Genomic DNA, 24,900 nt, shown 5'->3' on the forward strand with positions numbered 1-24,900 from the left:
GTTCTTTACATTTATAATAATATAAATTTTCAGTCATTTTACTCGTTTTTGAGAACTGGGAAATCTAACTAAGATTTCCCACCTATTCACAGAAACGATAGCTTGTATATTTTTCTTGGTCTTCCGCGGTGTCCTGATTGTTCTTCCCCGGAAACTTTTATCAGCCCCGATCGTTCCAGTTCAGTAAGTATTCGACGTGCATTTCTTTCTGTACTTTTCAGCCAAGACGCCAAATCTTGTGATGTTACGACATCTTTTTGATAGAAGTTTGCCAATGACTTTATTCTTGAAACGATGGTTGGGCTAATAGCAAGATCCTTCAACTTTTCTTCCCATTCAACCCCTATAGAGCGAGATTGAAAGGAAAACTTTTCTGTGGTTCCAAAGAATTCAGTGACTTCCCTATCCTCATTAACACAGACAAGTGGGGAAGACCCTTCTTCTCGTGCATGGTGAAAGGCCTGGCGTACATTTTCTTCTGCAGCAAGTACCGTCTCTCCAAACCCTAGTCCTAACCTTACTTTCAGACCACTTTGTACATTGATATCTTCTACCAATTGTAGCAACGAATCTTCTTCAATATGCCACTCAAGCTGCCCTCTTGTAGTGAAGAGAAAAAAGAGCCCGTCCCCAAATTGAACAAATGAACCATTCACCTCTTCTGCGAATCGGAGCATTAATCTTTTTAATTCCAACTCCTTAATTTTCATTTTATGAGAGTAATGCATTTCTTCAAGGGAGGCTTTAGTATGAATGACTTCAATACCGATAATGGCAATTTGGGATTTTCTGTATCGCAATGAATGCGCGCGTTCTATCAGTATTTCTAATGTAGACAATATCGCAAGATCAGAAGGAATGACACGATAACATGGGATGCTTAGTTTCTTCAGTTTTCTATAAACGGCTTGGATACAAGTAAATGCTACTTCTATTTTGTTATTTTCATATAGCTCTTGATGAAAAGAAACTAAGTCTTCTACAGGTACAATCCCCTCATAAGAATAGGAATGAAAGTTGATTGCTTGAAGCGAGAAAAAGTTCCTATTCATTTCAATTCTGTCTTGTCTGATGGTATCAAGACTCACTGTCTCAAGAATCTTCTTTTCTTTTATCTGAGCTTCTAATAAGGTCCCTAGAAAGCTAGAACCATACAGTTCAGCGAATCCACCCTCATTTTTTTCCAGGAGGTTTTGTGACATTGTATACGTGAATGGCACTTGACCAGAAAACATCCATTGGTCGACTGACCCTTTGTTGTTATGGATTATTAGCTCAATTTCTTCTAAAGCTGTATAAGGAAAAGAAAACATTTCTACATTCCTAAATTCTTTTCCTACTAACATAATTCTCTCAATTGAATCGCTTGGACCGATAATTCCTATTTTAACTTTCACTTTTTCACCTCATATAAAGCGGAAATACCACACTTTTCTATTCTAGGATAAAGATAGAATAGAGGAGATATATACGTCAAGTGCCACTTCAAGTACCTTCTCATCATAATCAAACAATGGATGATGATGGCCGGCAGCAAGGGGGGTTCCAAAGATGAAATATGTGGCCTTCCCTCCTCGTTCTCTAACATGGTTGAGCATATATGCTGCATCCTCTGATGCTTTAAGTGGTAAAGTCTCCATTACCTTGTTCACACGCTGGCTGTTCTTGGTTGCGTCTTCTAAAAACTCTTTCCATCCTTGTTCTGACGATGCTTCAACTCCTTTACCCACTAGACGTATGTCACAGTCCACACCATAGATAGCTGCGGTATGTTGAATGATTTTAGTGGCTTCGTCCTCCATATATTGATTGAGGATACCTGTTTCCCCACGCGTTTCCAATGACATGGCCGCATGATCCGGGATGACATTTCTACCGCTACCTGCTTCAAGCAGGCCAACGTTTATTCTCGTTTCACCGCCTGAGTGCCTTGGGATACCGTGTAGGTGTAAGGATGCGGAGGCAGCAGCGAGCAAGGCGTTCCTTCCTTCTTGGGGTTCTACACCTGCATGTGCTGACTTCCCGATGAATGAAACATCTAGTTTGGATGTAGCTAGAAATCCATGTGCAGATGCCACCACTTCTCCAATCGGCATCGGAGTAATCCCAATATGCCCACTTAAAAATACATCTACATCATCCAACCAACCTTTTGCCACCATAGCTTTTGCCCCTCTGCTTCCCTCTTCAGCAGGTTGAAAAAGCAGGGTATAGGTTCCTGATAACTTTTCTTGATAGGTTGCAAGAAAGGTCGCTACACCAAGTCCAATTGCTGCATGTCCATCATGGCCACATGCGTGCATTACGTTTGAATATGATGAGGCAAATTGTATTGAAGTTGGAAAGTGGTCCTCTAAAGACGTTTTATTTTCCGATATAGGAAGGGCATCAATATCAAAACGAAGCGCGATATGCTTTCCCGGTTTTCCTGTATCAAGGGTTGCAACAAGCCCAGTATGGCCACCCTCCATTTTAGATATCCACTCTGTAGGAACCCCGTTTTTGTTAGCTCTATTTTCAACATAACGACGGTCATCAAAAGATGGAACGCCCATTCTTTCTTCCGAGACTAGAGCATCCTTACCCGTGTATAGAGTATATCCAAGCTTATCGAGTTCCGTTGCAATAAAGTAGGTTGTCTCGTATTCAGTCCACCCCAGTTCGGGATACTTGTGAAAATGTCTGCGCCAGGAAATCAAGGAATCCGACATTCTTGTTATATAATCAGAAAGCTCTACAGTCACCTTCTTCGCCTCCTAATTTTTCTTTTGCAGTTTTTCCAAAGCGTTCATTGTGACCCTAACGAGCATGTTTACACCTATTGGTAGAGCTTTTTCATTGAATTCGAATTTGGGGTCATGGAGAGGTTTTTGGACTTCTCTTCCTTCTATGGCGGAGCCCAGCCAAAAGAAAGCACCCGGATACTGTTTTAAGAATCTTGAAAAGTCCTCCCCTCCAAGTGAAGGGTCCACAGTTGGTGTTGCCTCCTCAGAATCCAGTACATCCATCGCTGTTTCTTTGACGACCTCAGCCCACTCAGGTGTATTAATGGTCGCTTCATATCCATCCATATATTCAATTTCAGCAGTTGTCCCCATTGCTTTTGCAGCATGGTCCACTACTTCATGGAATCTTTGTTTCACTCTTGCTTTTGTTTCTTCTTTATAGGTGCGAATAGAACCTTCTAACGTTACTGTATCGGCTATCACATTATATCTGTATCCGCCTTCTATTCTTCCGACTGTTACCACCGCTGCATCGATAGGATTTACATTTCTGCTAACGATGGTTTGTAACATGGTCACCACGTGGTTAGCAGCTATAATGGCATCATTTGTTTGATGTGGCATGCTCGCATGACCGCCCGAACCGTTAATCACAACTTTGAACCGGTCGGTTGCCCCCATCATTTCTTTAGACCGAATCCCAATCTGGCCTACAGGCAGATCCGGCCATACATGTTGGCCAAAAATTACATCAGGCACGTATTCATCAAACACTCCATCATCCATCATCGGTTTAGCGCCACCATTTGGAGAGGCTTCTTCTGCAGGTTGAAAGACTAATAGAACCGTTCCAGATAACTCATTTTTGTATTCATTCAATAAAATTCCAGCTCCTAAAAGCATGGTTGTATGGGCATCATGTCCACAGGCATGCATACTTCCTGTCTTTTGAGAGGTAAATGGCAAATCTGTTTTTTCCGTAATCGGTAGGGCGTCAATATCCGCTCTTAATGCAACAATAGGACCAGGTTTTGCACCTTTAATAACTCCAAGGACACCTGTCTTGGCAAACCCTGTTCTAATTAGGATGCCATGTTTACTCAACTCTGCCTGGATTTTCTGAGAGGTTTCGTACTCTTCACCACTGACTTCAGGAAACTGGTGAAGGTCTCTCCTGAATGCAATTAACTTCTTAAGCAATTTTCCTTCTACTGCCGGTATTGTATGAGACACCTATGTAGCACTTCCTTTCAAGTTGTGTCAGCTTTGTTTGGATTTCTATTGATTCGCATTAAAGGAAATATTCCATAATTATGCCGTAATCACATATTACCATATTCCTTGTTTAATTCAACAAACATTTTTTATTTTCTGTTAATTAAACTCTTTCTTCACGTTCTGTATTTTCTAGGAATACGCTACATAAAAGAAGTCTGAAGAGGCCATGGATTGGAGGGTTCATTTTGCCAGTTTCCATCATTTTCAATCAAATCAATGTCAACAGCATTAGCCAGAGTTCTGCCGTTGCCACAGGTCAGAACAACCAGCCTGATTGGACTACACAAGGAAAACTAAACATGGGGAATGGAATTGAAATAGGAGCGGTAGCAGTTACAAACGTTTGTAATGTAGTATTTGATGCAGACGGTGTCGACACTCCAATTGCCAATCCGGAAATCAACAATCCACAACCGACCGCACAATTCTAAAGGAGGGCTTTTTTTGAAAAAAAAGCATTCGTCGCAAATTCATATTCTACTTGATAAAATAGAAGTCATGTCCATTATGAATTGTTCTGGTATTTTTACAGGGGAAAACATGCAGGCTAACTGGAGATCCTACCAAAAAGCGAATATGGGGTTTGGTTTAATTGCGGGAGTAGATAACCATTCTGATTCCAACATTAACATTGTCCACGATCCTGATATAGTGGATATGCCCATTCAGGATAGTTCTAATAGTTAATCGGTTTCTTCTCCCTCTTGTTTTTCCTCTTCTTTTATCACATTCTGAAGCCATTGAGGAAGTTCTTGCGAATCTGATTGCTCAAACAAATCAATAAAGGAAGAGTCACTAACCTGGCTTTTTGTTCCATGAATGTCATTCTCATCACCACTAATGTTTCCTACTCCCTGGTTATGTTTTTTATGACTTTGAAACTGTGAAGGATAGTTATTGCCCATATTGATACATGAGGCGCTTTCCACCACACCAATCCGTATGCTACCTATAAAGAAATTAGGGGAATAATCAGACATTAAGTTTCCTCCATCCCATTTATTTTTACAGAAAATCCACTTTTACTACTTATAACACTTATGCGCTGATCTTCCTCTTTTTGTTTATGCTTTTTTCTTAAAGGTCGATAAATTGGGACTTCTTTTTTTTGTTCTTTCTTTTTAAAAGTTGGTTCCTGAGGGGAAGTGACATCTTTTGCGTCAAAATTATTTCCGATATTCAGCGTGCCGCTAAGCTGTTCTATTGCGATGCTTTCGAGATGATAGTCAAGTTTATCTATTTGAGCGTTCCCTATCTCCAGCGTGTGAATATGATAGTGGACATCCGGACGCCTTGAATCACCTATCTTATTAACAAGTGTTGTAAGGAGCTCTATTCTCTTTTCTAAGTTTTGAACTCTTTTTTCTAACTCATCATTGTTAGACATGGATCATCACAACCATTTAGGAAGATGTATGTTCGTTTCCGCTACCTTGGCTTTTCACAGTATTACTTGATTGCCGAATTGAGTTTTTTTCGCCGGATATAATTCCGAAGCCTTGGTTTTCGTTCTGGGTTGACTTTGTATTCCAACTGACGTTTTTCCCTTTATTTAAAGACGATGAATTCATCATAATATCCACTTTGAAATCCTTCACCTCAAATTTCACCCTGCCTCCACCTCTCAATGTACTATTATTCTATAAAATCTATTTCAACTGAAACATCTTGTGCATTTTTCTGAAACATGAGTGTCAATAATCCTTGCTTATATTGTGCAGTCAGTTTTTCTGGCATGAATGAAAAGGGAATTTGAACTACTCGCTGAAAGTCACCAAAAAACCTTTCTCCTTGGAGTAGGTTTTCTCTTGGTACGGGGTAAGGATATGGAATATTTCCTTTAATAAAAAGCTGATTGTTTTTAACGGAGATTTGTATGTCTTCGGTAGATTTCAACCCGGGAAGTTCCATTATTATTAGTCCTTTGTCTTCTGTTTCCAATATATCGATAAGAGGGACTCGCTTTGGGATAACCGGTAGCATGTCTTTCCAAAACTTATCTCCTAATACTTCATCAATTTTATCATTCATTGTTTCCCATGGGTTTGTATGCTTCTTTTTCATCAGCCTCCTCCCCAACAGAATTCTCCTTAGTATTCTTTAACTATGTATATGTAGGACGTTCCTGCTTTTATTCGGACAAAAAAGAGAAACCATGTTTACGGTTCCTCTTTACCTGTTGGTTGCTCAATATTATTTTTCTTCTATGCCTAAAACGCGGTTAATTCGTTTTTTTAGCATTTTCATTCCGCTTCCGCCTGCTTGGAAATGACGAAGTTTTCCTTCTTCGTCAAATACGTAATAAGCTGGTACGTATTTATTTTCAAAAGCTTCTGTCAGTTTGTGTTCACTATCTACAAAAATCGGTTGTGTTATGTCGTGACCCATTGCCATGGAACGTATCACACCACTATCAAGGTCATCTTCAGAACGTGGCATGTGTACTGCAATTACGTTTAAGTCGTCGTCATATTCGTCACGCAGTTCATTTATTTCGGGCATGGCTTCTTTACATAAATGGCAGCTAACTGACCAGAAGTGGATAAGGGTTGCTTTTCCTTCTAGCTCGTCCATCGTAACTTCTTCGTTGATCCATTCTGTTGCTCCTGTTAGTTCAGGCATTTGTTCTCTTAATTTCATTCTTCCTTCTCCTTTTTATACGAGTTATCTTTTTATAATTATTATTATTTAATACGTTTTATATTATATTCATATCATTATTTTCTGTCAACCAGATTATACTTATTATCAATAGATAATTAAATTAAATTGCTTATAAACAAGAAAAACCGAGCAAAAACGCCCGGTTTTTTAGTTACTTGTTTTTTTTCCGCTGTTGATTTGCTGTCTTACGCTTCTTTTTTGTATGGTACTTTTAAGGTGATGATTAGGCCGATAAAGGCTAAGACGATTAGGGAGCCTAGGGCTGTTCGGCTTGCTAGGTTTCCGTAGCCTGCAAGTATCAGTGTGATCGTACCATACAGCAGAGGTCCAACAATGGAAGATACTTTTCCGGAAAAGGCGAAAAGGCCAAAGAACTGTCCTCTTTTTCCTTCTGGTGTCAACTCAATGATAAACGTTCTTGATGTTACCCATGTTGCACCAAGTGCTACTCCAAACAAACTTCCTGCAAGCCAAAGCATCCAAGGAGAAATGGCGAATACAGCAAAACATAATGCCACTATTAAGAGTCCCGCTACAGATGCAACGGCGAGCTTGGAGCCAATATTTCTTGAGATATATCCGTAGATAAACGACCCAATTATACTCGAAACAGTCGAGACCAGATAAAGCAGGATAAATTCAGTTGCCGAGAAGCCTCCGATAGCCCTAGCATAAATAGCCATCATCGCAATCGCTGTTGCAATTGCGTCATTGATGAAAAAATAAGCAATCATAAAGAGAAATACAGGACGATACAGGCGCATTTCTTTAAACGTCTGATATATTTCTTTATAACCGCTGAAAAATGATTTTTTCTCTTGTACTTCTTTCGGCTTTTCTTTAAAAATAAAAAACAAAGGCAAGGAGAATAAAAGAAATAATACTCCGGTCGGGATGAAAGCACGATGAAAATCACTATCCCCTACGTATAGGTATACAGTAAGTCCAAGTAATGTCCCCAAATACCCAACGGCAATTCCAAATCCTGATATTAATGGCAGTTCTTTTTTAGTTCCCAGGTCTGGAAGCATCGTGTCATAGAAAATGAGCGAGGAATGGAAGAAAAATTTAGCTACCACAAATAGCAAAAGCACCAAAACAAAACTGATTGGCAATCCGAATATAGTTTGGGAAGTTTGAAGGGATGCAAAGACTCCCATGAAGATGGTAGAAAAAACGGCGATTAAGGTAAAAGGAATGATAAACTTTTTCCTTTTGCCTGTTCGGTCAATCATTACACCGAATAACGGGGAAAACAAAACCAGGAAAAAGCTAGCAGTTGCATTTGCGTACGAAAGAAATGTACTTGCAATTTGATCCATTCTTTCATTTGTCCCGATCACTTCCTGTAGATAAAAAGGGAAAAAAATCGTGATGATATTGGATGAAAAAATAGTATTGGCAAAGTCGTAAAGAGCCCAAGAAATAATAGGCAATGAAAAATAGAGGGCCCAGGGAGATCTTGGTTTTTCTTGTATGCTTCTTTGTTCCATTTTTGGTTCCATATTTGCCATTGATTTTTCCTCCATCTTTAATGTTATAGGAAGACTATTCTCTAATAAACCCTACACTCCTGCTTTCTTCTGTATCTTTTACGAAATATTTACTCCACGCCTCTAATAACGATTATATGCTACTCACCTTCACCAAAAGAGCTAACTTGCATGAAATCTTTCTTCCTACTTCATACTATCAATAATGAACATGGAGAATTATAAGGAAGGTGACTATCTTGAAACGAAAAACGATGTTTATTCCATTAGTAATCGTACTCTTATGTGCTTGTACGAATCAAAACGGAAAAGAAAACGTAAAAGGTCCAACTATAACAGAAGAAAGAAAACAACCTGGCTTGATGTCCAATGATGAGTTAATCAGAGATTCTCGTAATGAAGTATTAATAAACGTAGACAACGCCAGAGACAATAATAACCAGGCTAACATTTCTAAGCAAGAAGCAAAATCAAGTGTAATGGAATATTTGGAGCTCACTAGGCATGATAGTACAAATTTAACTTATGAAGGAACCAACGGGGATTATTATTTATTCCATGCATCAGATCTTGTATATTTTAATAACCAACCTGAGAAATTATCACGAGGATGGTACAAAGTCAATCGATTAACTGGTGAAGTATCTCTTTGGAAAAAATAAAAAAGAGGCTGGAGTTGATAAATTACCATCAACCTCAGCCTTCTTATTTACATAGTTATTTTTTTCCAATAGTTGGCAATACCACAGTGACTTTTGTTCCACTATGAACCTTGCTTTCATAATGAATTTTACCTTTCATTTCATGAATCAACCTGTTCGTTATCATGCTGCCTAATCCAGTTCCCTTTGTTTTGGTCGTATAATAGGGTAATCCGAGTTTTCCTAACTGCTCCTCGCTCATCCCTATTCCATTATCAATGAATGTAATTTCAACCAGCCCTTTTTCATCTGCGGGTTTCTTCAGTATTCTAACATACCCCCCTTGCTCCTCTTCCACTGCCTCAATTCCGTTTTTAATGATGTTCATCAACGCCTGTTTTAAATGTTGTTCATCACTATAGATATAATGTTCTCCTTGTAAATTAAGGTCAATGGAAACATTCCGGTATGATCCGAAAGGTCTAAGCAATTCAACTGAGTCTTGAAGAGCTTTATTAACATCGATATAAGTTAATGTGAAGTTTGTTGGACGTGCTACTGTCAAATAATTTGTAATGATCTTATTGGTCCGGTCCAATTCATCAAGTATCAGTGGAGCAAATTGCTTTAGATTTTCATCTTTAGTGTCGGAGTTGATAAACTGAATAAATCCTCTAACCGTTGTGATGGGGTTTCTAATTTCATGGGCAAAAGCTGCTGCCATTTGACTGACAGTTGAAAGTTTGTCAAGATACAATGTCTCATCAAACTGCTTATTAGCAATGATTAACTTCTCTATTGTATAAATTAAAGCTGTAAAAGTGAGACCGAATGAAAGAAAATAAACCAAGTAAAAATTAATATCCAAAAAAGATACGGTACTAAACAGGATGAAAATATATACCAAATAATAAAATGAGATAGTGATTACTCCATACATCACTTTATTTTTACTTCCGAGAAAGCCGGATTGGAATAATATTCCCACTCCAAATGCCAGAATGGAAACAGCGATACCAATGTAAACATATTCTCCACCAATTAAGTATCTGAGCATTACCACGATAGCCGTACAAAGTAAACCTGGATACCATCCCCCATATAAAGTAACAATAAGGATAGGTATCATCCTAAAGTCAAAGTTGGTGTCTTCAAGTGTTTCAATGGGATATAGCATACAAAGCGTTGCGGAAAATGCACTGAACAGCCCTAGAATAGTTTGCTTATTAAAATTAATGGGTTTTCTTTTACTGAAGGGAAAAAATAGATTTGCATTGAACATTAGAGAAAAGATGATGGTTATATTAACAATTAATGGTTTTATTAGATAAATCATTCACAACAAATCCTCCAATTAATAACAACATTACTTACATTACCCAAACCACTCAATTTAATGGGTAAAGTGTAAAAATTTATATTTCTGCATCTCATACATTATAGGCTTATTGAAAGAGTTCGTCTAGAAGCACACGACTTTTTTCTTAATACTCACCTGAATAGTCGGATTTTAAACAATTGGAATACTTTGTAAAACCCACTATTAGTACCCACTATCCCTTCTTTGCTTTATAATAAAAAGCAAACCACTCTTTCCTGACAAAGGTGTGAACGAATTTTGGCAATAAAACTTGTAATACTGGGTCTTCTTATGGAAGGAGACAAGCATCCCTATGAAATCCAACAAGTGATGCATGAACGTAATATGGAACAATATATCAAAATGGCAAAGGGATCCCTTTATTATGCTGTGGAGCAGTTGCTCAATAAAAAGCTAATTAAAGTAAAACAAGTGGTAACAGATCAGACACGTCCTGATAAGACCATATATAGCATTACCCCTGCTGGAAAAGAAGCTTTTCAACAATTACTGAAAAAACAACTACAAGCGGAAAGTACGCACTTTCATCCAATGTACACCGCACTAGCTTTTATTCATCTTGGAGATGCAAGCCTGATTAGTGAAGCCCTTTCAGAGAGGATTTCTCATACCAAAATGCAACTTGAAATGCTTGAAAGAGTGTATAAAAAATTTGGTGTCCACGCCCCTAAAGGGTCACAAGCTATCATGGAAAATGCCCATGCACTCTGTCAAGTTGAATTAAAATGGCTACAAGGATTGCAGAAAGATGCAGAAGAAGGATTATTTACTCAAGCAGAAAAATAAAAAACAACGCACCCGCATGAATAAGATGGGTGCGTCGTTTTTATATCCTTTAATGTGCCGGAAATAAGATCATTTGGATTAAGAAGATAACTGCAAATACGTAAATGAGTGGATGAACATCTTTCCACTTTCCATTTACAGCTTTCATGATTGGATACGTAATAAATCCAACAGCAATTCCTGTAGCGATGCTTGAAGTCAATGGCATCGTCAAGATGATGGCGAAAGCAGGGAACGCTTCATCAAAATTTCCCCATTGTATTTTTGCCAATCCCTCCATCATGAAGCATCCGACAATAATTAATATCGGCGCAGTGATAGCGGGTAAACTTGAAACAGCCGAAATTGCCGGGGAAAAGAACATGGACAAAAGAAACAAACCAGCCACCACAACAGATGTCAAACCTGTTCTACCGCCTGCGGCAACCCCTGCAGAAGATTCGATATAAGCACATGAAGGACTTGTTCCAAGCGCCGCACCAGCTGTCGTTGCAATTGCATCAGAAAGTGTTGCAGGTTTCGTTCTTGCCAATTTGCCATCCTTCATAAATCCTGCCTGTTCTGAAACTCCCACAAGCGTACCAGTAGAATCAAAAATAGTAACCAGAATGAATGCAAATACAACCGTATATAAACCGTTTGTAACTACTCCACTTAGTGCATCTCCAATATGGATGAATTGTGGTGCAGGAGGCATATCCACAATGCCAGTAAAGGAAAGCATATTAAAGAAATAGCCTGCAACTGCCGTTAAAACCATTCCATAAAACAGAGCTCCAGATACCCTCTTGGCCATAAGAATGAGTGTGATGAACAGCCCACCGATAGAAAGCGCCGTAACAGGACTTGTGAGATCTCCAAGTGTAATCATCGTTGCTTCACTTGGTACTACAATACCTGCCATTTTCAAACCAAGAAACGCAATGAATAAGCCTATTCCCGCTGTAATTCCATATTTCAACGGCGCAGGAATTGCTTCAATTAGCGCCTTTCTTAAATTAGTCAAACTCAAAACAATGATAACAAGCCCTGCTAAAAATACAGTTCCCAACACCGCTTGGTAAGTAAGCCCCTGCGTAGCTACAACACTTGTGAAATATGCATTAAGGCCCATCCCTGGAGCAACCGCAATTGGATACTTTGCATATAGTCCCATTGTTAACGTGCCTATCACAGCAGCGATAATCGTTGCCATAAACACTTGATCAAACGGAATACCTGCCGCTGATAGAATGGCAGGGTTGACAAAAATTATATAAACCATTGTAAGGAAAGTTGTAATTCCCGCTAAAACCTCTTGTTTAATTGATGTATTAAACTTCTTAAAATCAAAATAGTTTTCCAACTTGAAAATCCCCCAAAAACGAATGTATTATTGAAACCTTACTAATAATATTCGTTTTCTATTGATAATTCAAGAGATAATCGAAAATTTTTGTGCAATAAATAATAATTTTTCCGAATCACAAATATCTATACAATTAACTTCCCTTAATTCGACTTTTTTAGATAAATACTCTCCACTTGTTTTCACCATCACAAAGTTGGGTATATTCAAAAATAAGTAACCAAACTAAAATAAATCTTCTGTCACTCATTTACAAAGTTTCCACTATTTTTTCTGATATATCTAAATTTTCTAAAAAATTACTTCACAAACAGGACAAAATATCAGATAATAGGAAAAAGGATGAAGAACCATACTTTCACATCCTTTTCATGATTCACCCGTAATTACGCATTCCAAAATTCCGCACAGGGGGTAGAAATTATGAATAAGCATTTTTCTTTTCAACCTGAACAATCTGTTTCCAATTTCAAAAGCTTTGATATGACCAGAGAGGAGAAAGTCGCTCAAATCATCGTTGACTCTTCTGTCTTTCAATTTCATAAAAACAGGCTGATGAACGAAATAGATCAAGCATTAGGTGATGGTAACCGTCAAAAATTCCAAAACTTATCCAACGAATATAATACCTTATTAAATCAATTCTCACACTTACAGTAAAAGATCAAAAGAAAAAGAAGCGGAAAGTCATTCCGCTTCTTCTTGCTTTTCGGGGAGCTTTTTCTCTTCTGTTTTCGCTTCTGTATGACAGCAGGAACACTTTTTCTTTGTCTCCTTTTCCTGCTTGTACAAGTAAGCGAGCACCCCAATAATCATAAACGAAAAGACCCCTGATGTTGAATCCTGAAAAAACAACTCCTCTGCATACTTTTCCAACAACGTTAACCAAATCTGTAGCACAATATCCATTACACGATCCCCTTTCAGACGGAATCCAACAGACACCAAATCCCAGTAGATCAAAGGTGAAAGGAGCGCAACCGAAGGCAATGGAGTCGGCAACTAAAATTATGTGAATATTCTGTGTTTATAATAATTATAAACCTTATGTAAGTTTTTTCCTATCCTACTAGCTTCTTATTTTTATAGGACTTCCCTCGTACGCCAATGACCAAACAAACGTTTCCCTTCTCTCTCTAGGTATCAAGGAATCCCTCTTCATACCTATAGTTTTACCCCACAAGAATCTCTTGGACAAGGGGAAAAAAGTCGGTTACACTAACTTAAAAAGCTTGAATATATAAAGGGGCTATATAAATGGAACATCTTATCAACTCACATGTCCAGGATATTGAGATTTCAGGTATCCGTAAGTTTTTCAACCTTGTAGCAAAATATGATGATGTACTTTCTCTTACAATTGGGCAACCCGACTTTCCAACACCCATACATGTAAAAGAAGCTGGGAAAGCTGCCATTGAACTGAATAAAACCGTCTACACACCTAACGCTGGCATTCCCGAACTCAGGAAGGCTGCAGCTGATTTTGTTAAAAAGAAATATAACATGGAATATGACCCTGACTCAGAGGTGATTGTTTCCATCGGTGCAAGCCAAGGAATTGACATTGCTTTTCGTACGATATTAGAAGCAGGCACAGAGGTTATCCTCCCTGGACCAGTCTATCCAGGCTATGAGCCACTCATCAAATTATGCGGTGCAACCCCTGTACATATTGATACCAGAGAAACGGGTTTTCAATTAACAGCAGAGCTAATAGAAAGGAATTTAACGAAAAAAACACGTTGTATTATTCTCCCTTATCCATCAAACCCGACAGGAGCAGCAATATCCCAAGCAGAATTGCAGAAGATTGCAGCGCTATTGCAAGAAAAAAATATCTTTATTTTGTCCGATGAAATATATAGTGAACTTGTTTTTGAGGGCAACCATCATTCCATTGCCACTTTGCCTGGCATGAGAGAAAAAACTATCGTCATTAATGGTGTATCAAAATCCCACTCTATGACAGGTTGGAGAATAGGGCTTGTTTTTGGACCCGAATTTGTCATGAAACAGATGTTAAAAGTGCATCAGTACAATGTTTCATGCGCAAGCTCCATCTCCCAATACGCCGCATTGCAAGCATTAACAGCAGGGATTAATGATGCAGAGGATATGAAAGTACAGTATCAAGAAAGAATGAACTATGTTTATGATCGCCTATTGAATATGGGGCTTGAAGTAGTGAAACCTGCTGGCGCGTTTTACCTTTTCCCCTCTATAAAGAAATATAATATGAAGTCATTTGACTTTGCGTTGAAACTTGTAGAAGAAACTGGAGTTGCTCTTGTACCAGGCAGTGCATTTTCCGAACTAGGAGAAGGATATGTAAGACTTTCCTACGCGTACGACATGCCAACGCTTGAAAAAGCCATGGACCGTATAGAACGTTTTTTGAAAGACTTGTAAGACACAAATGGAAAAGGAACGACTCTCTTCACCAAAGTCGTTCCTTTTTTCTTTCTATTTCCTCAACTCATTCACAAATCTTTTCAATTCATCCTTACTTGTGCTATTCAACCATTCTTCCAATCTTTTATTTTCTTCTTGTATAACCCACCCCATCACTTTTTGGACTTCTCTTATATATCCGTCAAACTGTTCCTCTTCCGTTTTGAGGTTTTTCAACAAAATCTCCCAATCCATCCTCTCATCATAGATGCCCTGCTCTGGATGTTCTCTCGCCAATTCTGAAACTTTTTCCAAAGACTCACCTAAAAACAGTTCTAATGCAATCCACTCACTGATGTATTCATGTCGATAGCCTTGCTTCATCACCAATTGAAATTGTAATCTTGCCTCTTCATACTTTCCTTGTTTTAATAGCGCTACGGCGCGATTTCCCTCTATATACTCGTTTAGTATATCTCCCTTAATATCCCCAAACTTCTCATACCATTCCTCATAGGATTGCCAATCCTCTTTTTCTAAGTAGTATTGGAGGATATCAAGGAATAATATTTCATTAGGCGATCTTCGTGCTAATTCCTCTAGGTAGGGAATTGCTAGCTCATTTGATGGTTTGTTCATCATTACCGCTTCAACACCGATGATTTTGCTAATCATCAGCAAACTATGCAGATCATCTGGATTATTCTCATAATTTTGCTTATACAATTCCAATGCTTCTTCCGGTTTATTTTTCAACAACACTCTATCAGCTTTGGTCAATTCTCTATTCTTCAAATAAAATGTCGGCAGGTTCCCAAACGTGTCTTCTCCTAACCGATAACCTTGGCTTTGGGTAATCAAATCTCCTTTTTCATTATGGGCCTGAACATTCCAAAAGAAACGTCCCCTAGGATCGGCAAAACCAAGCACAGATGAGTAATCAATCCCTTTCCAATCACTTTCTTCCAAAAACTGAATGCCTCCTTGCGAGAAATAAAGGTCTTCTACTGGCACAGTTAGCTGTGTAGTTTTGATTCCACTCTTTAATCCATGTGAAACAGAACCACCTTCCACCTCCCTGCCGACACTGATACTGTAGTATGCGGCTCCATCGACTGGTTCCCATGAAAACTGGATCTTATCTTCTATTATTTCTTTAGAATTTACAGGATTGTATATTTCTATTAATGGATGAATCATGGAGTCATTTGCCACAACATTCTCATTCTCCACTTCAATCCAAGGATTTGATGGCATGGAAACTGCATAGCCATCTATTTGATCAAAGGTAAACCCAAAATGCAGCTGATAACTACCTGGTGGGACATTTTGGAAAATGTATTCTCCGTTTTTATTTGTAACTGCATGGTATTGTTCTTCTGAACCAATGCTATAATTCAAATTGTTTTTATCACGAAGGAATACTCCCACACCTTGAATTGGTGTTTCTCCATTAGATTTGTATATTTTTCCTCGTACCGACTGGAAAGAATGTTGACCGTTTTGTATCCTGTCCATTATCTCTATGAGTTGCTTCTCTTCTGAATAAACTTCTTTGTCCCGATCTTCCCTTTCCTTTTTCACCCGCCTGATATCTTCCAAAGTCTTTTCCACTAGCGCAATTACTTTGTCATGCTCACCTTGACTAATGAGAATATCTGCATGGGACTTAACTGCTATTGTTTTTGAGTAGGTGTCGTCTTCAGAAACAATAGCGTTGAATTCTTTTATATACGTTAAGGCCACCTCATATTGCTCGTTCTGAACCGCCAAGTCGATTTGTTTTGTTGCTAAATCTGATCTGAAATACGTTTTAAATCCCCTGTCTAATGCAGTTTGAAGAACTTCATCGCCTTTTTGCCATTTCCCTAGCTGGCTGTAATAATCTGCTAGTTCCTTCGCCGCTGACTCCATGTATCCGTCAGTAGGTCCTTCTTCAACGTATTCCAACAAATAAGGTAGGCGTTCTTCTATAGAAAACTTTACTTTTGCTTGGTTTGGGTCTGACCAATATGTCGAGGTAGATCCAACATATACATCATATTGAAGAGTGTAGACGTCTCCTATAAAAAACTCCCTGATAAGAGCGAACCTTTGCTCTTTAAAAATGTTTCCATTTTCAAGCAGGTCTATTACTCTCTCTTTTCCCAATTGCTCCCCGTTTGCCATTTGTTGTTTGACCATGAATATGCTGTACTGAGGTTGTATTAAATAGAAGAATATTGGCAGAAATAATATAAGTGCAGCTACTGACAACACTATGTGTTTAATTTTTATTTTTATTTTCATGCTCCTTCACCACTCTTTCATAGTCATCCTTCCAATAGGTGTACCCTGCTATCTGGATTATTTCACGATCTGCCTGTGTAGTGATGACCTCGTTATCCCTATCATCCCTTAGCGAAATGGTTGAAAGAATTAACACTGTGGCCACAACGACTGGAAGAATGGGTATTTCAATTTCCTTATTCCAGAAGGATGAAAGTTTTTCTGTGAAACTTTTTGGATGAGTTTTCTGTAATACTTTTTCACACCTTGTAAAATGGAAGTCCTTTAATTCATGGTCAAGTTTTTCTCTAACCGCTTGTTTTTCTTTGTGTTGCACTTCCATCCTCCCCTTTCTCCATCATTTCTTTTAAACGGGAACGTCCTCGTTTCAACCTTGTCTTCACTGTACTTTCTGCAATAGCTAACATCATTGCAATTTCGCTTATTTTCATCTCATTGAAATAATAAAGAATGATCACTTCTCTGTACTTATAATCCAACTTTTGTATCAACTGACTTAAGGATTGATTTTGAAAATCTATTAATAGCATTGCCTCGGGACCTTCTGCTTGATCGTCTTCCGTAATCCGTTCAGCAAATTCAAAATTTAGGAGGATGCGCTTAAAGCTCCACTTACGCATGTGCATTTTGCATCGGTTGACCGTAATGGAGGTGAGCCAGCTTTTCAGTTTTTCTTCCTCATCTAATTGATGAATCTTTTCATAGGCGGTGATAAAGGTGTCCTGCACAACTTCTTCAGCAAGGTGATTATCTTTTACCAGTAAGTAGGCAGTCCTTAATAGATAGTCTCCATAAAGAGTCATCAATTCTTTTAATGCTGATTCTTCTTTATTTATCAAACGTTTCACTAGGTGCAAATCATGCTCACCCCCCATTTTCTTTTAAGGTCTATACTTTAGATGCAAGGTCTTTAGAAATAGTTTCAACTTTTTGCAAAAAATGTTTTTTGGTATATATATATTACCGTAGCATAAAGATGGAGGGTCTGTGGGGGATTTTTTATTAAGATAATTTTTTGTTAAGCACCTCGCTGTTGATTTATGCACAAGGCCTCGCTTTCCTAGGGGCATTTGGGGAGTCTCCTCGGAAAAGCGCCTCCCGCGGTCTCCACAAAACGCTATCTCCCTCAGAAGTCTTCTCCTATTGTTCCAATCAACAATAGTATACTTAAACAGAACCTTTTAAAAAGAAAAACCCATCCCCTATAAAGGGACAGGCAATATTGTAGCTTAATTGTTTGGTAGGTTATTGTAATGCTGCTTCAAGGTTGATGACACCGTAGCCGTAGTTGAAGGATGATCCTAAATTGGTTGCCGTATTTCGCAATCTCTCGCGAACTTCTACATTTGTCATATTGGGATTTTGTGCTAACAATAATGCTGCTGCACCAGCAACATGAGGAGAAGCCATGGATGTTCCATTTAATTCCCCATATTGGTTGCCTGGCAATGTACTGTTGATGGAAACTCCAGGAGCCATCACTTCTAGCTGGGAACCAACACTTGAGAAGGAAGCACGGTTATTGTTCGAATCAACCGCTCCTACCGCGATTACCGAATCATATCTTGCCGGATATCCGATTGTGTTAACTAATCCAAAGAAGGAACCGCTGTTTCCAGCTGCAGCCACTACAACAATTCCACTGTTGTAAGCATTGTCGCTTGCCTGCTTCAATGTACTTGAACCTGTGCTGCCACCTAAACTCATATTGATGACGTCCATATTATTATCAATTGCCCATTCAATTCCTTGTGCAATTCCTGCTAGCGTACCGCTTCCACCAGAACTTAATACTTTTACCGCATAAAGATCAACATCGTAAGAAACACCGAGTACTCCTGTATTGTTATTTACTGCTGCGATAGTCCCAGCTACATGTGTTCCATGGCCGTTGCCATCTGTCAGGGCATCCGGTTCTTCAGGTACAAAGCTTGCTCCTCCTGCCACCTTTAAATCTTCATGGCTTGCATCAATCCCTGTATCCAGCACAGCTACTTTTACTCCAGATCCTGTAATGCCTTGAGCGTGTGCCACATCTGCTTTAATATGGGGTAATCCGTAAGGAACAGTTTGTGCTGTCGCATGCATTTCCACATTTTCTTCCACGTATTCTACTAACGGATTTTTCTCCAGTGCAGCTGCTGCCACTTCCGGCAACTTAATATGTAACACTTTCATATGCTTAAATTGATGTTCAACCGAACCGCCGAGAGTTGCCACTAATGTATCCGCCTTAGCAATAGAAGGACCAGCTTTTAAGCCGATCAAATACTCCTTCAGTACCGGCTTTCCTTTTGCGCTTGCATCTGCTGATGTGAATGAGAAGGATAGAACCATCATTACAGCTAAAGATAAGATAGTTAATTTTCTAAAAAACTTGTTCATTAAACTCACACTCCCTTAATTTTTCTAACATACATGTTAATGATAAAGCACCAGTGTCATCTCCAATGTAAAGATTCGATCTGGTGCTTCTATTCAAATTGGGGGAAATCTAGTTATTTATTACTGCAATGCACTTTCAACGTTAATAACACCCTGCCCATAATAGAACGGATCACCGAGATTAGTGGCAGTACTTTTTAGTTTTTCACGAATTTGTACATTCGTCATATTAGGATATTTGCCTTTGATTAATGCAGCCGCTCCTGCAACATGAGGAGAAGCCATTGACGTTCCATTGAAGGAAGAGTAGTTGTTTCCAGGTGTCGTACTAAGAATGTTTACACCTGGAGCCATAACTTCAAGCTCTCCACCAACACTTGAGAAAGATGCACGGTTATTGCTGCTATCGACGGCACCAACTGCAATTACGGAGCTGTACTTAGCAGGGTAACCAATTGTATTTCTCTTACCCTTCGAACCGGAATTTCCAGCAGCTGCAATTACTACAATTCCGCTTGCATATGCATTGTCACACGCTTGTTGAAGTGCTGTGGACCCAGAACTTCCACCAAGACTCATATTAATAACATCCATGTCATTAGCAATGGACCATTCAATTCCTTGTGCAATCCCGCTTAAAGTACCACTACCAGAAGCGTTCAGTACTTTAACAGCATAAAGATCAGCATTGTAAGCTACACCAAGCACTCCTGTCGTATTATTAAGAGCAGCAACAGTTCCTGCTACATGCGTTCCGTGACCGTTACCGTCTTGTAGGGCATTTGGTTCACCTGAAACGAAGCTTGCCCCGCCTTTTACATTAAGATCAGCATGATTTGCGTCGATCCCAGTATCAAGGACGGCGACTTTCACTCCACTTCCTGTCACTCCTGAAGCGTGTGCTTTGTCTGCTTTAATATGAGGAATTCCCCATGGCGTTGTTTGTGCTGTTGCAAACACTTGTGCATTTTCTTCTACAAATGCAATGTTTGGATTTTTCTTTAATGCTTCTGCCGCTTTTTCAGGTAAGCTCACTTCCACGACATCCATGAATTGGAATGTATGTTGGATATCGCCACCAGCTGCTGTAATTAGATTTTTGGAAGACTGTGCATTTGCTTTATTTCCTTTTGCAAATCCCACTAAGTATTCTTTCTTGGTATTAGCACTAGGACCCGAAGCTTCTGCTTGTGCAGATCCAAAAGCTAAAGAGAAAGCAAGTATTGCAATAAGTATGACCGATAAACCTTTCGTCCACTTTTTCAATAAATCCACTCCCCAAAAATTTTTTAACAATTCTCACTATTAAGAATCGTTATGGTCAGTTTACCATCTGTCAGCCTAATTTCATATTGGGAAAGCGAGAGGTGGAACAGGTACTTAATAAAGAAAAAGAGTACCTATTTTCCCAATGAAAAAAAAAGACTGCCTATTACATCCCAATAAAAAAAGAGAGAAGCCCATGACATCAACTTCTCTCTGCTAACATGTATATAAAATTATAGTTTTGATATAAGCAAAGTAAAACTCTTATTTAAAGAACACATTATAATATCTAGTAAATGCTACGGCGAAGTCTCCTCGAGTCACTTCTTCCTTCCCATTGAAAGTAGCCTCAATTTTGGGTTCCAGATCATATCTCCCCTGTGTTACAGAGAAATTAGCGTTCAATATATTAAGATCTAAAGCCAATTGCACATACCCTTTCAAATTCTCTGGAATATCACCCTGATCCTTCAACACTACTTGTTCATTTTTATATGTCACTTTAATGTCACCAGTATGGGCTAACGCCTCTTTTTCTAGTCCTAAGCTTTGGACTAGGGAGTATGCCAATTCTGCTTTGGTTAATGTACCTTTAGGCACGAATTTTCCATCTTGCTTTGGTAACATTACTCCGTTATTCTTCTGTGCTTGATCTCTAAAAGCTGCTCCTTTTGCCATTACTGCTTCTGCAAAAGCCAAATCTGAATTTGAAGTATCTCCAAAGCTCGGAACGTTCGGTAAAGACTGCCTAATTTCTGCTCCCATCACTAAGTATTTCGCAAGATCTAATCTTGTCAGGTTCGCATCAGGTTTAAAATAGCCATTTTTATTCCCATCGAATAGTCTTTCATTTACTCCCTGCTTGATAGCTTCTTCTGCAGGGTGACCGCTTATATCATTTAAGCCTGAAAATCCTTCAATTTTCGTAAAAGTTAAAGATCCTTCTACAGTTTCAGGTAATGCTATTCCGATAGGATTAAGCTCAGCACCTCGAAGTCCTCTAATCTCCGCTTTCCATGTACCTGATTGCGGGGAATCAACAAGAACTACACGATCAGAATACAATGGAAATAACAAACTGACACCAGAACTGTACTCTGTTCCATCTGGAGCAGTTAAGACAAGGTTAACAGGATTTCCTGTAGCCTCCATCACACCTTTTCCATCCACTCGTGCAAGAAGGCTGGTTAAACCTTCTTCGACGGAAAATTCATAAGCGCCTCCTGTTAGCGTGGAGTATTCTATTTGTAAATCTTCCCTCGTTGTTGACGTTTCCACATTGGAGTGGAATGTTTGATTCCATTTCAATGTAGATCCATATGATTTATTCTTAGAAAGAGTGGCATCAACCGCAGCATAAGCGTTCACATAACCTGCTCCGACTTCCCAAGCTTCATATCCCGGCATATTAGTAGCTGTTTGTTGAATTATTTCTTTTACCTCACCTGGAGATAAGGTTGTATCAGCTTCCAGCATCAAAGCCACTATTCCTGCCACATGTGGTGTAGCCATAGAAGTTCCGCTCATACTCGTATAGTATGGAAGATGTTGAGGTTCAATTAGTTCCGCATCTTTTTCTGCCGCCAATGCTGAAAGCGGGGCCACTACCCTTGTAGAAACGATATCCACACCTGGCGCAGTAATGGTTGGTCTATCTTCCCATGTCCATTCCTCCCCGTCCATGCTGAAGGTCCCTCCAACACCTTTTGTTCCACGGGAAGAGAAATCAGCCAACGTGCCGTCCTTCACTCCGGCTGCAACTGAAATGACCCAAGGTGCTTTTGCATAAGGATTATGAGTGTTTTCAGCAGGTCCTTCATTGCCTGCAGCAAACAACACAACGATCCCTCTATCATACGCTTTTTTACTTGCTACATTTATTGGGTGGTTTGGATCAAAATCACCACTTGATCCCCATGAATTCGTAATGACTCTAATACCATATTCCTGTTGATGAGTAATGGCGTAGTCAAAGCCCCCAATTCCGTCAAGTATGAACAACGCACCTCCAGAACCGTATCCGATCAAGTCAGCACCTGGTGCGGCTCCCTCGTATTTTCCTCCAGACATCGCTCCTGTTCCGCCAACAGTTCCCGCGACATGTGTGCCGTGACCAGAGTTTGTATCTGTATTCGGTACATTTTCCGTGTAAGAGATTGGCAGGATTCCGGTTATCCCTTGTAGATTAGTGGAACCAAGTACATTCTGGACAAGATTGCGGCCAAATTCATGATCTTTATGCGTGCCATCCACTCCACTATCATTCACAACTACCCCTATCCCTTTACCCGAGATAGGCATTCCACCGTTCCCCTTGGTCATTTCCTTGTCGGTTCTGACTTTGTTCACACCTGTAATATCTGTTGATTCTGCGTTATAGTACATTACCTTCTCATTAAGGTAGATGGATCTTACTTCCGAGGATTTTGCCAACGCTTCGACCTGCGCCTTTGTTGCCACAGCACCTGCGATAGGTAATTCATTCATGGTGACTGCTTTAGTAATCCCAAGCTCATCCAACAAATCAATCTGAGTGGCTGTTGGTTTCTGGTCTCCATTAAAGGTAATAATAATTTGAGCCGTACTTGTCGCATCAGTAAAAACAGACCATACTTTTTCATCCACTATGGAGGAAGGAGCTTCTCCTTGGGCATTTACACTAGAAAGTGAACTCAGCATTAACAATACCGCACATACAACCGCAAACCATCTTTTCATCATTTCCCCTCTTTTCTTATGATTAGTTTATTGCATTGCCTTTAAGACAGCTTTGTAGGCATCCACATAACCGGCACCCGTTTCCCATTTTTCATATCCTTGCATCGGTGTCGCTGTCTCTTCCAACATTCCTTTGATCTCCATTGCATCTAATGTTGGATTCACTTCTAACAATAATGCAATGATTCCTGCGACATGAGGAGCAGCCATGGATGTCCCACTGAACGTTGTGTAGTAAGGCAAATGAGCTGGTGATATATATTCCAGATCTTTCTGTGCGCTGAGTGCGGATAGCGGTGTGAATACTCTTGTAGAGACAATGTCTACACCCGGTGCAGTTACTGTAGGGCGGTCTTCCCATTTATACTCCGTCCCATCTATTACAACAGAGCCTCCCATTCCTTTCTTCCCTCGTGATGAAAAATTAGCAAGCTTCCCATCCATATCGCCCGCTGCTACTGTGATAACCCAAGGAGCTTTTTTGTAATTTCCTGAAATCGTTGCTTCATTTGGCCCTGAGTTCCCTGCAGAGAATACAGTAATGATTCCTCGATCATATAACTTTTTAATGGCAATATTGATTGGATTGCCGGGATCAAAGTTTGTACCGGCATCACTTGTTGCACCCCAAGAATTTGTAATGATTCGTATGTTGTATTCCTGCTGATGAGTGAGCGCATAGTCAAATCCACCTAGCGTATCTAGCATCGCAACAACTGCTCCAGAACCATATCCAATCAAATTAGCTCCAGGTGCCACTCCCTCGTATTTTCCTCCCGACATAGCTCCTGTTCCACCAACGGTACCAGCTACATGTGTGCCATGCCCAGAACTTGAATCAGTATTTGGTACATTTTCCACATACGATACTGGGAGAATTCCTGTAACCCCATTAAGATTTGTGCTACCTAGAACATTTTGTATTAGGTTTCTACCGAATTTTATATCATTGTGTGTTCCATCGACACCACTATCGTTAATAACTATGCCAATACCTTTTCCACTCACAGGCATCCCATTATTCATTTTTTGGATATTAGAGTCCGTACGAACTTTATCCACGCCTGTGTATGTAGTCGCAGCATCGTTTTCATATTGAAGGGTTTGATTGTAATAAACAGAGATCACATTATCCCATGTCACTATTTGATCAACCTGCTCCTTCGTTGCGATAGCACCTACAAAAGGTAAGCTATTAAATGTAACAGCTTTGTTAATCCCAATGTCTTCAAGGAGCCCAACAACGGGGGAGGTTATTCCGTCTTGGCTGTCAAACGTAATGATTACCTCCACGGGACCTTCCTGTGTTGCAAAAATATGCGTCAACTTCTCATCCATTTTCTCAACCATACCAGGATTGGCATAAACAAACTGCGAACCTTGCAACCAAATCGCATTCATTATCAAGCCTAGTACAAGAATTCCAATGGTAAAAACAGTAACTTTTCTTTTCATCACTTAACCCCTTTCTGAATTTTATTAATTATTAGACTATATACCCCATTCTTTCACATCCTTATATGACTTTCTA

At 39.4% G+C, this 24,900-nt stretch carries 24 protein-coding genes; 6 read left to right on the forward strand and 18 right to left on the reverse strand.

Annotated features, from left to right (window positions below; translation table 11 throughout):
- Nucleotides 1-86: 86 nt before the first annotated feature.
- Genes HF078_RS08980 through HF078_RS08990 form a run of 3 tightly spaced genes read right to left on the reverse strand, consistent with a single transcriptional unit; the run spans nt 87 to nt 3,959 of the window.
- Nucleotides 87-1,397: a helix-turn-helix domain-containing protein gene (locus HF078_RS08980; protein WP_169290833.1), complete on the reverse strand. Its 1,311-nt coding sequence runs from the start codon at nt 1,395-1,397 to the stop codon at nt 87-89.
- Nucleotides 1,398-1,439: 42 nt separating this feature from the next.
- Nucleotides 1,440-2,744: an amidohydrolase gene (locus HF078_RS08985; protein WP_346775328.1), complete on the reverse strand. Its 1,305-nt coding sequence runs from the start codon at nt 2,742-2,744 to the stop codon at nt 1,440-1,442.
- A 12-nt stretch (nt 2,745-2,756) separates the two neighbouring features.
- Nucleotides 2,757-3,959, reverse strand: coding sequence for an amidohydrolase (locus HF078_RS08990; protein ID WP_169290834.1), 1,203 nt, complete (start codon nt 3,957-3,959; stop codon nt 2,757-2,759).
- Between the two features lie 230 nt (nt 3,960-4,189).
- Here HF078_RS08990 and HF078_RS08995 point away from each other — a divergent pair, with 230 nt between their 5' ends.
- Entirely contained in the window at nt 4,190-4,435 is a 246-nt protein-coding gene (locus HF078_RS08995; RefSeq protein ID WP_169290835.1) for a hypothetical protein, read from the forward strand.
- 13 nt (nt 4,436-4,448) lie between these two features.
- Nucleotides 4,449-4,691: a hypothetical protein gene (locus HF078_RS09000; RefSeq protein WP_169290836.1), complete on the forward strand. Its 243-nt coding sequence runs from the start codon at nt 4,449-4,451 to the stop codon at nt 4,689-4,691.
- Here the strand turns inward: HF078_RS09000 and HF078_RS09005 are convergent.
- The 5 genes from HF078_RS09005 to HF078_RS09025 all read right to left on the reverse strand — a co-directional run bounded on the left by HF078_RS09005 (nt 4,688) and on the right by HF078_RS09025 (nt 8,182).
- Nucleotides 4,688-4,984: a hypothetical protein gene (locus HF078_RS09005; protein WP_169290837.1), complete on the reverse strand. Its 297-nt coding sequence runs from the start codon at nt 4,982-4,984 to the stop codon at nt 4,688-4,690. The genes HF078_RS09000 and HF078_RS09005 overlap by 4 nt on opposite strands.
- Nucleotides 4,984-5,391 (reverse strand): spore germination protein GerPC, encoded by a 408-nt coding sequence (locus tag HF078_RS09010; RefSeq protein WP_169290838.1) that lies wholly within the window; start codon nt 5,389-5,391, stop codon nt 4,984-4,986. The genes HF078_RS09005 and HF078_RS09010 overlap by 1 nt, the downstream gene beginning before the upstream one ends.
- Before the next feature lie 248 nt (nt 5,392-5,639).
- Complete coding sequence (locus tag HF078_RS09015; RefSeq protein ID WP_169290839.1) at nt 5,640-6,068, reverse strand: Hsp20/alpha crystallin family protein; 429 nt, start codon at nt 6,066-6,068, stop codon at nt 5,640-5,642.
- 129 nt (nt 6,069-6,197) lie between these two features.
- Entirely contained in the window at nt 6,198-6,644 is a 447-nt protein-coding gene (locus HF078_RS09020) for a TlpA family protein disulfide reductase (RefSeq protein ID WP_169290840.1), read from the reverse strand.
- A gap of 209 nt (nt 6,645-6,853) precedes the next feature.
- Nucleotides 6,854-8,182 carry an MFS transporter gene (locus tag HF078_RS09025; protein WP_240951708.1) on the reverse strand — a complete coding sequence of 443 codons (1,329 nt, stop codon included), beginning with the start codon at nt 8,180-8,182 and terminating at the stop codon, nt 6,854-6,856.
- 218 nt (nt 8,183-8,400) lie between these two features.
- Between HF078_RS09025 and HF078_RS09030 the strand changes: the two genes are divergently transcribed.
- Nucleotides 8,401-8,823 carry a hypothetical protein gene (locus HF078_RS09030; protein ID WP_169290841.1) on the forward strand — a complete coding sequence of 141 codons (423 nt, stop codon included), beginning with the start codon at nt 8,401-8,403 and terminating at the stop codon, nt 8,821-8,823.
- Nucleotides 8,824-8,878: 55 nt separating this feature from the next.
- Here HF078_RS09030 and HF078_RS09035 read toward each other — a convergent pair whose 3' ends face one another.
- On the reverse strand, nt 8,879-10,138 hold the full coding sequence (locus tag HF078_RS09035; RefSeq protein ID WP_169290842.1) for an ATP-binding protein: 1,260 nt from the start codon (nt 10,136-10,138) through the stop codon (nt 8,879-8,881).
- Between the two features lie 282 nt (nt 10,139-10,420).
- Here HF078_RS09035 and HF078_RS09040 point away from each other — a divergent pair, with 282 nt between their 5' ends.
- Complete coding sequence (locus tag HF078_RS09040; protein ID WP_205831569.1) at nt 10,421-10,969, forward strand: PadR family transcriptional regulator; 549 nt, start codon at nt 10,421-10,423, stop codon at nt 10,967-10,969.
- Nucleotides 10,970-11,018: 49 nt separating this feature from the next.
- Here HF078_RS09040 and HF078_RS09045 read toward each other — a convergent pair whose 3' ends face one another.
- Nucleotides 11,019-12,314, reverse strand: a complete 1,296-nt coding sequence (locus HF078_RS09045; protein ID WP_169290843.1) for an NCS2 family permease — start codon at nt 12,312-12,314, stop codon at nt 11,019-11,021.
- Nucleotides 12,315-12,740: 426 nt separating this feature from the next.
- Here HF078_RS09045 and HF078_RS09050 point away from each other — a divergent pair, with 426 nt between their 5' ends.
- Nucleotides 12,741-12,977 carry an IDEAL domain-containing protein gene (locus HF078_RS09050; protein WP_169290844.1) on the forward strand — a complete coding sequence of 79 codons (237 nt, stop codon included), beginning with the start codon at nt 12,741-12,743 and terminating at the stop codon, nt 12,975-12,977.
- Nucleotides 12,978-13,004: 27 nt separating this feature from the next.
- On the opposite strand, the gene HF078_RS09055 is transcribed toward HF078_RS09050, so the two are convergent.
- A complete protein-coding gene (locus HF078_RS09055) occupies nt 13,005-13,226 on the reverse strand; it encodes a hypothetical protein (RefSeq protein WP_060666815.1) in 222 nt (73 codons plus the stop codon).
- 348 nt (nt 13,227-13,574) lie between these two features.
- Here HF078_RS09055 and HF078_RS09060 point away from each other — a divergent pair, with 348 nt between their 5' ends.
- Entirely contained in the window at nt 13,575-14,729 is a 1,155-nt protein-coding gene (locus tag HF078_RS09060) for an aminotransferase A (protein ID WP_169290845.1), read from the forward strand.
- A 54-nt stretch (nt 14,730-14,783) separates the two neighbouring features.
- Here the strand turns inward: HF078_RS09060 and HF078_RS09065 are convergent, their stop codons facing one another.
- From HF078_RS09065 to HF078_RS09095, 7 genes are all read right to left on the reverse strand, one after another.
- Nucleotides 14,784-17,000 (reverse strand): hypothetical protein, encoded by a 2,217-nt coding sequence (locus tag HF078_RS09065; protein WP_169290846.1) that lies wholly within the window; start codon nt 16,998-17,000, stop codon nt 14,784-14,786.
- Nucleotides 16,978-17,316 carry a hypothetical protein gene (locus HF078_RS09070; RefSeq protein WP_169290847.1) on the reverse strand — a complete coding sequence of 113 codons (339 nt, stop codon included), beginning with the start codon at nt 17,314-17,316 and terminating at the stop codon, nt 16,978-16,980. Before HF078_RS09070 ends, HF078_RS09065 begins: the two co-directional genes overlap by 23 nt.
- The gene (locus HF078_RS09075; protein ID WP_346775329.1) at nt 17,288-17,848 is read right to left on the reverse strand and encodes an RNA polymerase sigma factor; all 561 of its coding nucleotides are present in this window, start codon (nt 17,846-17,848) and stop codon (nt 17,288-17,290) included. Before HF078_RS09075 ends, HF078_RS09070 begins: the two co-directional genes overlap by 29 nt.
- 397 nt (nt 17,849-18,245) lie before the next feature.
- On the reverse strand, nt 18,246-19,385 hold the full coding sequence (locus tag HF078_RS09080; protein ID WP_169290849.1) for a S8 family peptidase: 1,140 nt from the start codon (nt 19,383-19,385) through the stop codon (nt 18,246-18,248).
- Nucleotides 19,386-19,505: 120 nt separating this feature from the next.
- Nucleotides 19,506-20,651 (reverse strand): S8 family peptidase, encoded by a 1,146-nt coding sequence (locus HF078_RS09085; RefSeq protein WP_169290850.1) that lies wholly within the window; start codon nt 20,649-20,651, stop codon nt 19,506-19,508.
- 264 nt (nt 20,652-20,915) lie between these two features.
- The gene (locus HF078_RS09090; protein WP_240951709.1) at nt 20,916-23,372 is read right to left on the reverse strand and encodes a S8 family peptidase; all 2,457 of its coding nucleotides are present in this window, start codon (nt 23,370-23,372) and stop codon (nt 20,916-20,918) included.
- Nucleotides 23,373-23,396: 24 nt separating this feature from the next.
- Nucleotides 23,397-24,824 (reverse strand): S8 family serine peptidase, encoded by a 1,428-nt coding sequence (locus tag HF078_RS09095; protein ID WP_169290851.1) that lies wholly within the window; start codon nt 24,822-24,824, stop codon nt 23,397-23,399.
- Nucleotides 24,825-24,900: the final 76 nt, after the last annotated feature.

Origin of the sequence: Bacillus sp. RO2 (assembly GCF_012911845.1) — a bacterium.
In the GTDB taxonomy this organism is placed as follows: Bacteria; Bacillota; Bacilli; order Bacillales; family Bacillaceae_I; genus Sutcliffiella_A.

Excerpts from the sequence above, each read along its gene's own strand:
- HF078_RS09005 (WP_169290837.1), bottom strand. The coding sequence starts at position 4,984 with ATGTCTGATTATTCCCCTAATTTCTTTATAGGTAGCATACGGATTGGT.
- HF078_RS09010 (WP_169290838.1), bottom strand. The coding sequence starts at position 5,391 with ATGTCTAACAATGATGAGTTAGAAAAAAGAGTTCAAAACTTAGAAAAG.
- HF078_RS09015 (WP_169290839.1), bottom strand. The coding sequence starts at position 6,068 with ATGAAAAAGAAGCATACAAACCCATGGGAAACAATGAATGATAAAATT.
- HF078_RS09020 (WP_169290840.1), bottom strand. The coding sequence starts at position 6,644 with ATGAAATTAAGAGAACAAATGCCTGAACTAACAGGAGCAACAGAATGG.
- HF078_RS09025 (WP_240951708.1), bottom strand. The coding sequence starts at position 8,182 with ATGGCAAATATGGAACCAAAAATGGAACAAAGAAGCATACAAGAAAAA.
- HF078_RS09035 (WP_169290842.1), bottom strand. The coding sequence starts at position 10,138 with ATGATTTATCTAATAAAACCATTAATTGTTAATATAACCATCATCTTT.
- HF078_RS09050 (WP_169290844.1), top strand. The coding sequence starts at position 12,741 with ATGAATAAGCATTTTTCTTTTCAACCTGAACAATCTGTTTCCAATTTC.
- HF078_RS09055 (WP_060666815.1), bottom strand. The coding sequence starts at position 13,226 with ATGGATATTGTGCTACAGATTTGGTTAACGTTGTTGGAAAAGTATGCA.
- HF078_RS09060 (WP_169290845.1), top strand. The coding sequence starts at position 13,575 with ATGGAACATCTTATCAACTCACATGTCCAGGATATTGAGATTTCAGGT.
- HF078_RS09065 (WP_169290846.1), bottom strand. The coding sequence starts at position 17,000 with ATGAAAATAAAAATAAAAATTAAACACATAGTGTTGTCAGTAGCTGCA.
- HF078_RS09080 (WP_169290849.1), bottom strand. The coding sequence starts at position 19,385 with ATGAACAAGTTTTTTAGAAAATTAACTATCTTATCTTTAGCTGTAATG.
- HF078_RS09090 (WP_240951709.1), bottom strand. The coding sequence starts at position 23,372 with ATGATGAAAAGATGGTTTGCGGTTGTATGTGCGGTATTGTTAATGCTG.
- HF078_RS09095 (WP_169290851.1), bottom strand. The coding sequence starts at position 24,824 with ATGAAAAGAAAAGTTACTGTTTTTACCATTGGAATTCTTGTACTAGGC.